Genomic DNA, 15434 nt, shown 5'->3' on the forward strand with positions numbered 1-15434 from the left:
AACGGCGTCAGGCCCGCGCCGACGGGCGCGAGCGCAGCCAGTGGTACAGGGCAGGCAGCACCAGCATGTTGAGGGCGGTGGAGCTGAGCAGGCCGCCGAGGATTACGATGGCCATCGGGGCCTGGATCTCGGTGCCGGTCTCGCCCAGGCCCAGGGCCAGCGGGATCAGCGCCAGTGCGGCGGTCAGCGCGGTCATCAGGATCGGGGTCAGCCGCTCCAGCGCCCCGCGTTCCACGGCCGCGTCCAGCGGCACGCCTTCGGCCGCCAGGCTCTGATAGCGGCTGATCAGCAGAAGCCCGTTGCGCACGGCGATGCCGAACAGGGTGATGAAGCCGACCAGGGCCGCGATGGTCATCACGCCGCCCATGGCGAACACCGCGATCACCCCGCCGATCAGGGCCAGCGGGATGTTGACCATCACCAGCAGGACCAGGGTCAGCGAGCGCAGGGCCAGCTGCAGCACCAGCAGCATGGCGACCAGGACGCCGGCGGATACGATCACGATGGTCCGGGTAGCCTGTGCCTCGGCCTCGAACTGGCCACCCAGCTCCACGCGATACCCCTCGGGCAGCTCCACCCGCTCGTCGATGGCGGTGCGGACCTCGCGGGCCGCGCCATGCAGGTCGCGGCCCGCCACGTTCGCACTGACCACCAGGCGGCGTTCGGCATTCTCCCGGTTGATCTGGTTGGGGCCGCGTTCGATCCGGGGTTCGGCGACTTCGCCCAGACGGATGTGGTGTCCGGTCGGCGTGCGGATCGGGATGTCCGCCAGGCCGTCGATCACCCGCTGTTCCGCCGGCAGGCGCACGACCAGGTCGAAGCGTCGTTCGCCCTCGAAGATCTGCGCGACGCGCGCGCCACGCCAGGCGGTCTCGACGGTCTCGGCGGCGTCCGCCACGGTCAGGCCGTAGCGGGCGAGGGCGGTGCGGTCGGCATGCAGCCGGACCTGGGGAACCGCCGCGACGGGCTCGACCGCCAGGTCGACGATGCCGTCGATCCCGTCCAGGGTCGCCTCGACCTGCTTCGCCAGACGTTGCAGTTCGCCCAGCCCGGGGCCGAACACCTTCACCGACAGGTTTGCGCGCACTCCGGTGAGCATATGGTCGATGCGGTGCGAGATCGGCTGGCCGATGTTGAACTGGCCGGGGAAGGCGGCCAGTCCCGCGCGCAGATCCTCGAGGAACGCCTCCTTCCCCTGCGGCAGCGGGCCCAGCCGGACATCCAGTTCGCTGAGGTGGGGTGGTTGGGTATGCTCGGCCCCCTCGGCACGTCCGGTGCGGCGGGCGGCGGACAGGATCGCATCCTGCTCCAGCAGCCAGCGCTCGACCTGGCCGGCCATCTCCGCCGAGGTTTCCAGGCTGGTTCCGGGCGGCGTGGCCATCTCGATGGTCAGGCTGCCCTCGTTGAAGTCGGGCAGGAACGATCGCCCCAGCAGCAGCGTGGCCGCCAGCGTGGCCACGGCGAGGATGGTGGAGAGCGCGAGGATGCTGCGCCGGAACCGGAGCGTGGCGCGCAGCAGCGGGCGGTAGCCGCGTTGCAGCAGGGCGGCCACCGGCGGTTCGCGCCCGGCATTGCGGCGCGCGATCGCGGGCAGCAACCAGCGGGCGAGCACCGGCGTCACGGTCAGGGCCACCATCAGCGATGCGGCGATCGCGATCAGGTAGGCCACCCCCAGCGGCTGCAACAGGCGACCCTCCACCCCGCTCAGGAAGAACAGCGGGGCGAACACCAGCATGATGATGACGGTGGAGAAGACCACCGGATAGCGCATCTCCGAGCAGGCCTGGCGCACGGTTTCGTCCAGGCTGGCGCGATCGTGGTCGTCGCTGCCATTCTCGCGCAGGCGGCGATAGATGTTCTCCACGAAGATGATGGCGTCGTCGACCAGGGCGCCGATGGCGATGGTCATGCCCCCCAGGGTCATGGTGTTGATGGTGATGCCCAGTGCCTGCAGGGCCAGCAGGGCGATGGTCAGCGACAATGGAATGGCGAGGACCGAGATCAGCGTGATCCGTACGCTCAGCAGAAACACCAGCAGGATCAGCACCACGAAGATCGCGCCGTCGCGCAGGGCCTCGGCGACGTTCGCCACGGCCGTCTGGATGAAATCGGCCTGACGGAACAGATTGGGTTCGAGGGTGATGCCTTCGGGCAGCCCCGCTTCCAGCCGCGCGAGCGTCGCGTTGATCGACCGGGTCAAATCGAGGGTGTCGGCATCCGGCTGTTTGGAGACGGCCACGACCACGCCGGGGTGCCCATTCACCCCGCCATCGCCGACCGGGATGCCCGGACCCATCGCGACCTCCGCGACATGCCGCACCAGGATCGGCATGTCGTCGCGCACGGCGACCACGGCCTGCTCGATCTGGTCCAGGCGTTCGGCGCGCCCGAGAAAGCGGATCAGGTAGTCCTGCCCGCCGTCGCTCAACCGGTCGCCGCCCGCATTGCGGCTGGCCTGCTCCACAGCGTCGCGGACCTCCACGAGATTCAGGTTGAACGCCGCGAGGCGCTCGGGGGCGACCTGCACCTGGTACTGGCGGACCTGGCCGCCCAGCGTGGTCACCTGGGCCACGCCGGGGATGGCCTCCAGCTGGCGCGCCACTACCCAGTCCGCGACCTCGCGGGCGCGCATGCCGTCCTCGCGCGCCTCGTCGCGTACGCCCACATAGGCGATTTCGCCCATGACCGAACTGATCGGCCCCAGCTGCGGGGCGGCGACCCCTGCGGGCAGTTGCGACTGCACGCGGCCCAGGCGCTCGTTGACCACCTGCCGGGCCTGGTAGATCTCCTCGCCCCACTCGAACTCCACCCACACCAGCGAGAACCCGGCCACGGACTGCGAGCGTACTCGGCGCACACCGGATGCGCCGCTTACCGCGGACTCGATCAGGTAGGTGACCTGCTGTTCCACCTCCTCGGCGGCCAGGCCGGGGGCCTCGGTCATCACCGTCACGGTGGGTGCGGTCAGGTCGGGGAACACGTCGATCGGGGCCTGGCTTGCCTGCCAGGCCCCCAGCAGCAGGATGCCCAGGGCCCCGGCCATCACCAGCAGACGGTTGGTGAGGGACCATCGAATCAGTCGATCCAGCATGTCGCAGTCCCCTTAGTGCGCGTGGCCGTGGCCAATGTCATCGGAATCCCGGCCCGCCAGCAGGACCGCATAGGCGCCCTGGGTCACCACGCGCTCATCCGCCTCGATGCCGGAGAGGATCTCCACTCGTCCGGCGGAGCGGGCCCCGGTATGGACCGGGCGTCGTTCGAACGATTCGCCCCCGGTTTGCACGATCACGATCGGCACGCCGTCGTCGTCGATCAACGCCCCGACCGGGAGCGTGACGCGATGGCGGGGCGGCCCGGCCGCGAGCGAGATCGTGACCGGCATGCCGGGACGGTATCGGGTGTCCGCGGCTTCCAGGGCGAAGGCGACTGGAAGCGTTTGCCCCGGGCCATCGAAGGCCCCACCTTCCCACACCGGTTCACCCCCGACGGCTCGCCACTCGCGACTTCCCGGTTGGCGCACGGCCGGGTCGGCCAGCGACGTGACCCGCGCAAGATCCGCCGGATAGAGGTGCGCCACCAGCCACAGATGCTCGCCGTCCAGCAGGCTGGCCAGGCGCTGGCCGGCCTGTACGACCTCCCCGGGGCCGACATCCAGGGATTCCACTCGTCCGCCAGCCGGGGCGCGCAGGGCAAGCGTCCCGGAAACGGCGCTGCCGTCGAGTCGTTCCTGGCGGTCACGGGCGTCGTCCAGCTCGGCCCGGGCGGTGTTGCGTTCGCGGCGGGCTTCCACCACCCGGCTGTCGGCGATCACGCCCTCCTCGGCAAGACCCGTCAGACGTTCCAGGTCGGCCTCGGCCGCGGTCAGGCGTTCCTGCGCCCGGGCGAGTTCCAGCGCCAGACCGCTGGAGGTGCCGCTGTCCGGCAACACCGCCAGGCGCATCAGACTGTCGCCGGCGTGCACCTCGCGGCCGGGTGCCGGCCAGTCCCCGTCCGCCGTAATCACCCCATCGGCTGGTGCGACCAGTCGGGTGCGTTGGCCGGGTACCTCGCGGATCGTCCCGGGGACCTCGATGCGTTCGGCAAACGGCTCGTAACGGGCCGAGGCAGTGGCAAACCGCATGCGCCACTGCGTCTCCTTGAGGAAGGTAATCGTGTCGTCCGCGTCGTGTGCGTGGTCGTCATCGTGTGCGTGGTCGTCATCGTGCGCGTGCCCGTGGTCATTCCCGTCGTGGGGATGGCCCCGGTCGTCGGCATCATGGTCGTGCCCGTGGTCCCCGTCGGCGGGGTGCGCATGGTCGTCCTCGTGGCCATGGCGGTGTCTGCCCGGGATCTCCACCTGACCGAGGGTGCTTTCGCGGATGTCGTTGGCATCTTCGTGCACGCCGGTCAGGTAATAGCGCCCGGCTTCCGGCAGTTGCAGGGTGACGGCGAAGATGCCCTCGCGGTCGAGGTGGGCAGTGGCTTCGCTGAATACCTCCCCGTAGCGGTTATGCATCTGCAGGGCCAGTTCCCCGGTGGTGACTGGACGGAAGTCGTCCAGCCAGGTGGCGTGGACCAAGAAGGTCTCCGAGGCCCCGGGCTCCAGGGGCCCGGCCTCTAGGAACCATTCCAGTCCCGCATCCCAGTGGGTGATCTCGAGGTCCTCGGCCAGGAGGGGGCCGGTCGCCAGGCCCAGGACCAGGAGGGTGACGAGACGTGCGATCCGGTGGGTGATCGGGTGTGTCATTGGGTGTCCTCCACGAGGCCGAGCCCCGCTGCGATGCGCAGTTCGCGCCACTCCGCCCAACTCTGGGCGAGCAGATCCTGTTCCTGCTCGATCGCGTTGAAATGGGTGTTGTAGGCCTCGAGCACTTCCAGTAAAGAGGCTTCGCCGCTCTCGTAGCCGCGGTAGGTCAGGTCGCGTACCCGCCGGGCGGGCGCCAGCGTCTGGTTGCGGTGGCGATCGAGTTCGTCCAGCAGGTGCGCCAGGTGCACGCGGCCGACCTCGACCTGGCGGGTCAGGTCGCGGCGCAGGGCCTGGACCTCGGTCTGGCGCGTGTAATGGTTCGCCACGGATTCGCGGACGCGTCCCTGGTTGCGGTCCCATAGCGGCAGCTCGAGCTGCAGCGCCACGCCGGTGGAGGTCTCCCGGCGGCCGTCGATCACGTCGCGCTCCTGAAACAGCCGGATGCCGATATCCGGGCGCCCTGCGGCACGTGCGCGGGCAATCTCCAATTGCGCGGCCTGTTGCTGCTCGGACGCGGCCCGCAGGGCGGGGTGCTGGTCCACCACCGTCTGTGGTTCGATCCTGGCGGGTGCCGGGGGTGGGTCGTCGAAGGCGGGGGAGGTGCCCAGCTCGGTGGGGCGCCGGTCGAGCCAGGCGGCCAGGGTGGCGCGGGCCTCGGTCCGCTCGCCCTCGGCGGCCTCCAGCTGGCGCACGGCCTCGGAGCGGAACAGGTCGATGCGCAGCCGCTCGCGTTCGGACAGGTCGCCGCGTTCCTGTCGCAGTCGGGCAATGCGCTCCAGGCGCTGGGCCTCTTCCAGACGCTCCCGCGCCAGGTCAAGCCCCGTCTCCGCCTGCTGCCAGGCATGAAATGCTGCGCCGATGTGGCCTTCCAGCTCCAGGCGCTCGGCGTGGGCCTGCCCCTTGGTCGCGGTGAGTCGGGCGGCGGCAGCATCACGTCGATGTCCGATCTGCCCCCATAGCGGGAGCGGCTGGGTGATGGCGATCCCGCTCAGCGAGTAGCCGCCGCGCTGGTCCTCCAGCCCCATGCGGTTCGAGGCCTCGGCCTCCAGCGTCGGGTTGGGCCAGCGCCCCGCCTGATCCCGGGCGCCGCGCTGGGCGTCAATGCGGTGTTCGAAGGCCTCGGCCTCGGGGGCCACGGATAACCCGTGAGTAACCGCCCGGTCCAGGGTCCAGCGTCCCGTGTCCGCGAGCGCAGCGGGTATGCAAAGCAGTCCGATCAGTCCAGCGACCGACCAGGCAAAAACCGAATACGGCATGGGAAGCACTCCCCATTGATGACAATCCAGGCTGCGCCCCCGGGGAGGCGTCAGCGCGCTACGTTCGAATCAATGGGTCAGGCGGGCGGCCCGCGCAGGGGTGGTGCGAGCCAGGGAGGGGATGCGCGAAGGGGGTGGGTAAGGTCCGCGATGCGAGGAGGTGCGCGCGGGGTCGCCACGGACCGGTCGCCGGCCGTTGTTGGCAGCGCCGCGCCGGGCAGATCGATAACGGTTACCGGCTTGCCAGTGGCCTGCGGAGTCAGGTCGACCTCGGCCGACTCGTCGTGATGGTGGGCGTGCCCGGAATCGTGCGCCGCATGCGGCGATGCGTCGTGCGCGTCGCCCACGTGCAGGTGCAGCCCCGCCCCCTGCAGCAGGGGCATGGACAGCATCAGGCTCAGGACCAGCAGGGCGTGCAGCCACGTATGACGGTTGGCAGTGCGCATCGCGCCGCAATCTACGCCGGGTCCAGGACAAGGGCAAGACGCCACGCGTGCATGGGTTGCGTAAATGGCGCCCCGGGGGCTCCCGGGGGCCGGTTTCAGTCGGATAGCGCCGGGTAGTCCGTGTAGCCGTGTTCGTCGCCGCCGTAGAAGGTGGCTTCGTCCCACTCGTTGAGCGGGGCGCCCTGGCGGAAGCGCTCGGGCAGGTCCGGGTTGGCGATGAACGGGCGGCCGAAGGTGACCAGGTCACAGCGGCCGCCAGCGATGCGCTCGCGGGCCTCGTCGGCGCTGTAGGCGCCGTTGCCGATGTAGGTTCGGCTGAAGCGCGCGCGGATGGCGTCGATGATGGATTCCGGGCGGCCGGTTTCGTGATTGCCCTGGAAGGAGTCCTCCACCACCTCGATGTAGGCGATGCCGGTGGCGTCCAGGGCCTCGGCGAAGGCGCTGTAGGTTTCCAGCGGATCATCATCATGCATGCCGTTGAAACTGCCGGTCGGGCTCACGCGGATGCCTACGCGCTCCGGCCCCCATATCTCGATCACCGCGCGCACCACCTCCAGCGGCAGACGGATGCGGTTCTCCACCGAGCCCCCGTAGGTGTCGGTGCGGTGGTTGCTGCCACTGCGGATGAACTGGTCCAGCAGGTAGCCGTTGGCGGCGTGGATCTGCACGCCGTCGAAGCCCGCCGCCTTGGCATTCTGCGCGCCCTGGCGATACTGCTCCACGATGCCCGGCAGCTCGTCGAGCTCCAGTGCGCGCGGCTCCAGTACTTCAACCATGCCGGATTCGGCACTGATGAAGGTATAGGCGCCCTCCGGCTGGATGGCGGAGGGGGCGACCGGCTTCTGACCGTCGGGCTGCAGCTCCGGGCGCGAGATGCGGCCGACGTGCCACAGCTGCGCCTGGATGCGTCCCCCGGCGCCATGCACGGCCTCGGTGACCTTGCGCCAGCCGTCCACCTGCTCCGGCGAGTGGATGCCCGGGGTGAACGCATACCCCTTGCCCTGCGGCGAGACCTGCGTCGCCTCGCTGATGATCAGGCCGGCACCGGCACGCTGCGCGTAGTACTCGGCGTTCAGATCAGTGGGCACGTCGCCTGGCTGCCCGGCGCGCGAGCGCGTAAGCGGGGACATCAGCACCCGGTTCGGCAGCTCCAGCGGGCCCAGGCTGTAGGAGCAAAAAAGCGCGTCATCGTGCTTGGTCATGGGGTCTTCCTTTGGGTTCGTATCGATCCGTGCTGCGAGTCGGACCGGGATCAACCGAACACGTTCCTTTCAGACGGGAGCATTCCGCTGATTCACGGTCGGACACCCGGTTCGGCCGCCTCGATCAGGGCACGGGTGCGCTCGGCGATGTAGTGTGCGGGGCGGGCCAGGGCCTGGTCCAGGGTGATGCTGCCGTCGCACAGGGCGCGGGCGTCGCTCAGGCCGAAGTCGGCGATCTCGGCCTCGTCGCAGGCGATGGCGCCGGCGATCGCCACCACGGGGACCCGCAGTTCCCGGGCGCGGCGCACGACTTCTGCTACCACCTTGCCGTGCGAGGTCTGGCCGTCCAGCTGGCCCTCGCCGGTGATGACCAGATCGGCCTCGCGGATTGCGGCGTCCAGCCCGATCATTTCGGCCAGGTAGCCCGCGCCCATGCGCGCGCTACCGCCGAGGACGCAGTCCAGTGCGAAGCCCAGTCCGCCGGCGGCGCCGGCGCCCGGGGTGTCGGTGGGACGATGGAGGTGCCCGGCGGCATCAATGCAACGGGCCAGGTGCTCCATGTGCCCATCCATCGCTGGGATGTCGGCCGCCTTCAGGCCCTTTTGCGGGCCGAATATCGCCGCCGCGCCATCCGGCCCGGTCAGGGGGTTGTCGACGTCGTTGAGCACGGTGATGTCGATGTGGCCCAGGCGCGGGTCCAGCGCGTCGAAGTCGACCCGCGCGAGATCGGCCAGGCCCGCCGGGTGGGGCGCAAGCGCGTGTCCCTCGGCATCCAGGAAGCGCACGCCCAGGGCGGCCAGCATGCCCGCGCCGCCGTCCACCGTGCCGCTGCCGCCGAGGCCGATCATCAGGTGTTCGGCGCCGGCGTCCAGGGCCGCCCGCATCAGTTCGCCGACGCCGAAGCTGTGGAGTTGCCAAGGGTCGTGCCGGTCGTCGGGGATTCGGTCCAGCCCGCAGGCAGAGGCGACATCGATCACGGCCCGCTGCTCGCGGTGATCGCAGCCCCAGCCAGCGCTCAGGTGGGTGCCGGTGGGGCCGGTCACATCCGACAGGTGCCAGGCCCAGCCGAGGGTGTGGCTGACCAGCCGCGCCGTGCCCTCGCCGCCATCTGCCATGGGCAGGGAGCGTACCCGGGCATCCGGTCGGGCGGCGTGCACCCCGCGGGCCATGGCGGCGGCCACGTCCTCGGCCTCCAGGCTGCCCTTGTAGCTGTCCGGGCAAACGACGACCCGGAGTCGTTCAGACAAAGATCAGGCCCAGGATGTAGATGGTGATCATCGCGCTGATGCCCTGCAGCAGCGTGGCGGTGGTGAACACCTTGTACGCGGTGGACACCTTCATGCGGCTGAACTGGGTGACCACCCAGAAGAAGCTGTCGTTGGCGTGCGAAACGGTCATCGCACCGGCACCCACGGCCATCACGGCCAGGACCATGCCCATGGTCGAATCCAGCCCCAGCGAGGCCAGCATCGGCGCGATCATGCTGGAGGCGGTGACCAGTGCCACGGTGGACGAGCCCTGGGCGGACTTCAGCGCCGCCGCGATCAGGAACGGCACCAGCAGGCCCAGGCCCAGACCGCTCAGCAGGTCGCCCAGCTGATCGCCGATCGGGGTCTCGCGCAGCACGTTGCCGAAGGCGCCGCCGGCCCCAGTGATCAGGATGATCGGGGCCGCCAGCAGGATCGCGTCGACCGTCATCTGGTGGAAGCGGTCCTTGATGCCGGCGCCCTTGATCAGCAGCAGCGCGAAGATCACGCCGATGGCCAGCGCCACGACCGGGGTGCCGAGGAAGATCAGTGCGCTGGCGAATATCCCGGCCTCGGTGTCGCGGGTGGCCAGCAAGGCAACGGAGCCGATGGAGATCAGCACGATCGGTGCCAGGATCGGCATGAACGCGCCCAGCGTGGTCGGGCGGTGTTCCAGCTTGATCTCTTCCCTCTCGACCTCCTGCCCGGTGGCCTCGCTGATCGGGTCCGGTTCCAGCAGCTCTTCGTCATTGGCATGCGCGTAGCGGCTGGCCCACAGCCAGCCCACCGCGGCCGCCACCGCGGAGACGAACAGCCCCACCAGGATCACCAGGCCCAGGGCATCGGCGATGCCGATGTTGCTGGCGGCCGCAATCGGGCCGGGGGTGGGCGGCACGAAGTTGTGCGTGGCGAACAGCCCGGTCGCCAGCGCGACACTCATGGCCACCACCGAGATGCCGGCGGTCTTGGCCAGCGCGTTCTTCAGCGAGTTCAGGATCACGTAGCCGGAGTCGCAGAACACCGGGATGGACACGATGTAGCCGATGATCGAGACCGTCAGGGTGGGGAAGCGGTCGGACAGCGCGCGGATGATCGCCTCCGCCATCACCACGGCCGCGCCGGTGCGGTCGAGGATGACCCCGATGATCGTGCCCAGGGCGATCACGATGCCGATGTAGCCCAGGGTGCTGCCGAAGCCGTCGTTGATGACGCTGATCGCCTCGCGCGGCGCGATACCGCCGATGAGTGCCATTGCGAAGGCGGCGATCAGCAGGGCGAGGAACGGATGTACGCGCAGTTTCGCCGTGGCGAACACCAGCGCGGCGACGACCACAATCAATCCGATAATCAGCATGTCGCGTCCTTTTGCCTTGTTATGAGTATCGATCCGGAGTCTAGACGTCCGTGAGCGGTTCGGTGTCCCGTGATTGGTCTGGGCGCTACAATCCAGACGCCATTTCTTGCCAGGGGATTCCTGCATGCATCGTGTTATCGCGTTTTCGGGGTTGATGGGCGCGAGCCTTGCGCTGGTGATGTCCGCATCGGCCGCGGCCAATCCGTATTCCGGGTTGCAGGAGCGCGAGATCAAGGCACTCTCCGCGCAGGAGACCGAAGATCTCCTGGAAGGGCGCGGCATGGGGATGGCGCTGCCGGCCGAGCTGCACGGCTACCCGGGCCCTCTGCATGTGCTCGAGGTGGCCGCGGAGCTGGGCCTGACGAGCGAACAACGTCGCGAGACCGAGCGGCTGTTCGAGACCATGCGGGAGCAGGCGCGCCAACTGGGCCGGCGCATCGTGGAGCGCGAAAGGGAACTGGACGAGCGCTTCGCGGAGGGCGCGATCTCCAGCGATACCATCGAGACGCTCACGGTCGCGATCGGCGAGCTGCGCGGCCGCCTGCGCCACCTGCACCTGTCCTACCACCTGAAGATGGATGCGTTGCTCAGCGAGGAGCAGAAGGTGCGCTATCGGCAGGCCCGCGGTTATCACGGCGAGGCGGAAGACAGCCCGGGAGATGGCCATCATCACGGCCATCCGGGCCACCACCACTGAATGCCCGTGCCCTTCCCGGCAAGGAACTAATTGCGTGGCACCGCGTTCGACTGAAGAGACGATCGGAGCGCGCATGACGGGAGCCCTGAACCTGGATCTGAACCGGCCGGTGGTCGTGGAGACGGCGGCGCAGCCCTGGAGCGGCAGCCGTGCCGACGGCGTGGTGCGCAAGCCGCTGGAACGCGAGCAGGCGGAAGCGGGCCGCGCCACCAGCATCGTGCAGTTCCAGCCCGGAGCCCGCTTCCCGCCGCACACGCATGCGCTGGGCGAGGAGATCCTGGTACTGGACGGCGTGTTCTCCGACGAAACCGGTGACTATCCCGCCGGCACCTACCTGCGCAATCCGCCGGGTTCCCGCCACACGCCGCACTCGGATCCCGGCTGCACGCTGTTCGTGAAGCTGGAGCAGTTCGCGCCCGAGGACCGCGAGAAGGTGGTGGTGGATACCCACTCGGCGCCCTTCCAGCCGGGCATCGGCGGCTTGCGCGTCCTGCATCTGCACAGCTTCGGTGCCGAACACACCGCACTGGTGCACTGGCCGGCGGGGGAGCATTTCCAGCCCCACCGGCACTGGGGCGGGGAGGAGATCCTGGTGCTGTCCGGCGAATTCATCGACGAGCACGGGCGCTATCCCGCCGGCACGTGGATCCGCAGCCCGCATTCGAGTCAGCACGACCCCTGGGTGGAGGAGGAGACGCTGATCTACGTGAAGACCGGTCACCTGTGATGCCCTGCGCCCGGGCCTGCGCTTTCACCGGGTAAGGTGACCGAAGGCGCCCGGGCCGGGTACAGGGACCCCCTTTACACGGGAGCAGGCCGATGCAGCAGCCCGAATCCCAGCAGGACACTGTCCTCGACCCGTATCGTGCCCGCATCCGGGCGGCATACGGGGCCGACGAGGCGGCCGTGTTGCGCGACCTGCGGGCCGCCATCCGGCTGGATGCCGAAGCCCGCGCCCGTATCGCGGCCGAGGGCGCGCGCATCGTCGAGCGGGTGCGCGCCGACACATCGCCGTCGATGCTGGAGAGCTTTCTCGCCGAGTACGGCCTGTCCACCGAGGAGGGTGTCGGTCTGATGTGTCTGGCGGAGGCCCTGCTGCGGGTGCCGGACGCCGAGACCATCGACGACCTGATCCAGGACAAGATCGAGCCCTCCGACTGGGGCGCCCACCTCGGGCATTCCTCGTCGTCGCTGGTGAATACCTCCACCTGGGCCCTGATGCTGACCGGCAAGGTGCTGAGCGACGACCCGCAGCGCCCGGCCGCCGCATTGCGCGAGCTGATCCGGCGGGTCGGCGAGCCGCTGGTGCGTACTGCCGTGGCGCAGTCGATGAAGCTGCTGGGGCGCCAGTTCGTGCTCGGCGAGACGATTGCCCAGGGGATGCGCAACGCGCGCGAGATGGAGCGCGAGGGCTACACCTATTCCTACGACATGCTCGGCGAGGCGGCGCGTACCGATGCCGACGCCCGGCGCTATCACGAGGCCTATGCCACGGCTATCGCGGAGATCGCGAAGCAGGCGCAGGGCGACGTGCGTTCCAGTCCCGGCGTCTCGGTCAAGCTTTCCGCGCTGCATCCCCGTTACGAGTACACCCACCGCGCGACGGTGATGGCGGAACTCGTGCCGCGGGCGCGGGAACTAGCACGGCAGGCGGCGCGGGCCGGAATCGGTTTCAACATCGACGCCGAGGAGCAGGATCGCCTGGAGTTGTCGCTGGACGTGATCGAGGCCCTGCTGGCGGATCCGGAACTGGCCGGCTGGGACGGCTTCGGCGTGGTCGTGCAGGCCTACGGCCGCCGCGCGGCGCCGGTGATCGAGGCGCTTTACGCGCTGGCGGAGCACCTGGAGCGGCGGATCATGGTGCGCCTGGTCAAGGGCGCCTACTGGGATACCGAGATCAAGCTGGCGCAGGAACGGGGTGTGGAACACTTCCCGGTGTTCACGCGCAAGGTGAATACCGATGTCAGCTACATCGCCTGCGCGCAGATGCTGCTGGACCGGCGCGACCGCATCTACCCACAGTTCGCCACCCACAACGCGCATACCTGTGCGGCGGTGCTGGCCATGGCCGGAGACGATCGCGACGGCTTCGAGTTCCAGCGCCTGCACGGCATGGGCGAGTCGGTGCACGCCATCGTCAAGGCAACGGCCGGCACCCGCTGCCGCATCTACGCCCCGGTGGGCGCGCATCGTGACCTGCTGGCTTATCTCGTGCGTCGCCTGCTGGAAAACGGCGCCAACAGCTCTTTCGTCAACCAGGTGGTGGACAGCGCCATCGCGCCGGCGGAGATCGCCCGCGACCCGCTCGCCGAGCTGGATGCCCTCGGCGACACCATCGCCAACCCGGCCATCCGCGACCCGGCTGATCTCTACCAGCCGCAGCGGCAGAACTCGCGTGGCTACTGCGTTAACGAACCCGCCTCCATCCTGCCGCTGCTCGAGGCGCGCGAGTCCTTCGCGCGGACGCGCTGGCAGGCGGCGCCGATGCTGGCCGCGGGGCATGCGCCACAGGGCGAACCGCGTGACGCGGTTTCTCCCGCTGATCCCGACGATGTGGTGGGGGAGGTGCGCGAGGCCACGGTGGAGGAAGTCGAGCAGGCCCTGCGCGCCACATTGATGGGGTTTGTCGACTGGTCGGCGCATCCGGTCGCGGCACGGGCGGACCTGCTGCGCGCCATCGCGGATCGTTACGAGGCGCACGCCCCCGAGTTGATCGCACTGGCCAACCGCGAGGCCGGCAAGACCGTATGGGACGGCATCGCCGAGGTGCGCGAAGCAGTCGACTTCCTGCGCTACTACGCCGGCGAGGCCGAACGGCTGGAACAGGAGGCGGAGCTGGAGCCACGCGGGGTGTTCGTCTGCATCAGCCCGTGGAACTTCCCGCTGGCGATCTTCACCGGGCAGGTCGCCGCGGCCCTGGCGATGGGCAATACCGTGCTGGCCAAGCCGGCCGAGCAGACCCCGCTGATCGCCACCCGCGCGGTGGAGCTGATGCGCGAGGCCGGCCTACCGGAGACCGCCCTGCAGTTGCTGCCGGGTGACGGCCCGTCCGTGGGCGGGCCGCTCACCGCCGATCCGCGCATCAGTGGGGTCTGCATTACCGGCTCCACCGAGGTGGCGCAGCGGATCCATCGCAGCCTGGCGGACAACGCCGGGCCGGACGCCGTCCTGATCGCCGAGACCGGCGGGTTGAACGCGATGATCGTCGACAGCTCCGCGCTGACCGAACAGGCGGTGCGCGACATCCTTGCCTCCGCCTTCCAGTCCGCCGGGCAGCGCTGCTCCGCGCTGCGCATGCTCTACGTGCAGGACGAGGCCCATGACCGGTTGCTGGAGATGCTGCAGGGCGCAATGGACGCGCTGACCATCGGCGATCCCTGGCAACTGGCGACCGATGTCTCGCCGGTGATTGACGCCGAGGCACAGGCGGATATCCGCGACTACCTGAAGGCGCAGGAGGAGCAGGGGCGGCTGGTGAAGGCGCTGCCGGTGCCGGAGACCGGACGCTTTGTCGGCCCTTCTATCGTCCGGCTCCCGGGGATCGAGGCCCTGGAGCGCGAGGTATTCGGCCCCGTGCTGCACGTCGCGTGCTTTGGCGCGCGGGACCTGGACGCCGTGGTGGATGCCATCAATGCCCGCGGCTACGGCCTGACCTTCGGTCTGCATACCCGCATCGACGATCGCGTGCAGCAGGTGGTCGAGCGTCTGCGCGTAGGCAACCAGTACGTGAACCGCAACCAGATCGGCGCCATCGTCGGCTCCCAGCCGTTCGGCGGCGAGGGGCTTTCCGGCACCGGCCCGAAGGCGGGCGGGCCGCTGTACCTGACCCGTTTCGGGCGCCGGCCCGGCACACCTGCGGAGGTACCCGCCGCGCCGGAGCCGGGGGGCGAAGGCGTCGCGCGCACGGTCCTGCAGCGGGCCCTGGACGCGCTGGATGCCGGTGACTGGGCCGCGCGCACCGACCGGATGGAGGTGCTGCGCAAGGCGCTGCCGGAGCGCGCGGGGCTGCTGCGCCAGGCCCTGGCGGAGACCGCGGCGTTCGACACGAGTCCGCAGACGCTGCCGGGGCCGACCGGCGAGAGTAATCGCCTGCGTCTCTATCCCCGCGGTCCGGTGCTGTGCCTGGGGCCGAGTGCGGAGGTTGCACTGGCGCAGGCGGTGCAGGCGCTGGGGGCGGGGTGTCCGGTGGTCATGGTAGTCCCGGGTGCCGAACGCGCCGCGCGGGCGCTGCAAAAGGCCGACGTTCCGCTGCAGGGGATCGACGGCGTCGTCGAGCCGGAAACGCTGGCTGTACTCAACGGTTTGGTAGCGGTCGCCGCGGTCGGTAGCAGCGAGTGGACCCGCCAGTTGCGCAAGGCGCTGGCACTGCGCGACGGGCCCATCATTGCACTGGAGACCGCCCTGATCGCGCCGGAGCGCTATGTGGTGGAGCGCCACCTGTGCATCGACACCACCGCCGCCGGCGGCAACGCCAGTCTGCTCGCGGCCGCTGACTGATGCCGGCCC

10 protein-coding genes are annotated in these 15434 nt (G+C 69.6%); 3 read left to right on the forward strand and 7 right to left on the reverse strand.

Annotated elements, in window-relative coordinates:
• Positions 1-7: 7 nt before the first annotated feature.
• The 7 genes from D573_RS0111975 to D573_RS0112005 form a co-directional block, all read right to left on the reverse strand.
• Positions 8-3091 carry an efflux RND transporter permease subunit gene (locus D573_RS0111975; RefSeq protein WP_018938805.1) on the reverse strand — a complete coding sequence of 1028 codons (3084 nt, stop codon included), beginning with the start codon at positions 3089-3091 and terminating at the stop codon, positions 8-10.
• A gap of 12 nt (positions 3092-3103) precedes the next feature.
• Positions 3104-4726 carry an efflux RND transporter periplasmic adaptor subunit gene (locus D573_RS0111980; protein ID WP_018938806.1) on the reverse strand — a complete coding sequence of 541 codons (1623 nt, stop codon included), beginning with the start codon at positions 4724-4726 and terminating at the stop codon, positions 3104-3106.
• Positions 4723-5982, reverse strand: coding sequence for a TolC family protein (locus D573_RS0111985; RefSeq protein ID WP_038039873.1), 1260 nt, complete (start codon positions 5980-5982; stop codon positions 4723-4725). The genes D573_RS0111980 and D573_RS0111985 overlap by 4 nt, the downstream gene beginning before the upstream one ends.
• A 77-nt stretch (positions 5983-6059) precedes the next feature.
• Positions 6060-6428 carry a hypothetical protein gene (locus D573_RS0111990; RefSeq protein WP_018146396.1) on the reverse strand — a complete coding sequence of 123 codons (369 nt, stop codon included), beginning with the start codon at positions 6426-6428 and terminating at the stop codon, positions 6060-6062.
• Positions 6429-6523: 95 nt separating this feature from the next.
• On the reverse strand, positions 6524-7630 hold the full coding sequence (locus D573_RS0111995; RefSeq protein ID WP_018938808.1) for an alkene reductase: 1107 nt from the start codon (positions 7628-7630) through the stop codon (positions 6524-6526).
• A 92-nt stretch (positions 7631-7722) separates the two neighbouring features.
• On the reverse strand, positions 7723-8877 hold the full coding sequence (locus D573_RS0112000; RefSeq protein ID WP_081618763.1) for a glycerate kinase: 1155 nt from the start codon (positions 8875-8877) through the stop codon (positions 7723-7725).
• A complete protein-coding gene (locus tag D573_RS0112005; RefSeq protein WP_018938810.1) occupies positions 8870-10231 on the reverse strand; it encodes a GntP family permease in 1362 nt (453 codons plus the stop codon). The genes D573_RS0112000 and D573_RS0112005 overlap by 8 nt, the downstream gene beginning before the upstream one ends.
• A 124-nt stretch (positions 10232-10355) precedes the next feature.
• On the opposite strand from D573_RS0112005, the gene D573_RS0112010 reads away from it, so the two are divergent.
• The 3 genes from D573_RS0112010 to putA all read left to right on the forward strand — a co-directional run bounded on the left by D573_RS0112010 (position 10356) and on the right by putA (position 15425).
• Positions 10356-10928, forward strand: a complete 573-nt coding sequence (locus D573_RS0112010) for a Spy/CpxP family protein refolding chaperone (protein ID WP_018938811.1) — start codon at positions 10356-10358, stop codon at positions 10926-10928.
• 73 nt (positions 10929-11001) lie between these two features.
• Positions 11002-11655, forward strand: coding sequence for a cupin domain-containing protein (locus tag D573_RS0112015; protein ID WP_018176558.1), 654 nt, complete (start codon positions 11002-11004; stop codon positions 11653-11655).
• 92 nt (positions 11656-11747) lie between these two features.
• Entirely contained in the window at positions 11748-15425 is a 3678-nt protein-coding gene (putA, locus tag D573_RS0112020) for a bifunctional proline dehydrogenase/L-glutamate gamma-semialdehyde dehydrogenase PutA (protein ID WP_018938812.1), read from the forward strand.
• The last annotated feature ends 9 nt before the right edge of the window (positions 15426-15434 follow it).

The organism is Thioalkalivibrio sp. AKL9, assembly GCF_000377825.1.
GTDB classification, from domain to species: domain Bacteria; phylum Pseudomonadota; class Gammaproteobacteria; order Ectothiorhodospirales; family Ectothiorhodospiraceae; genus Thioalkalivibrio; species Thioalkalivibrio versutus.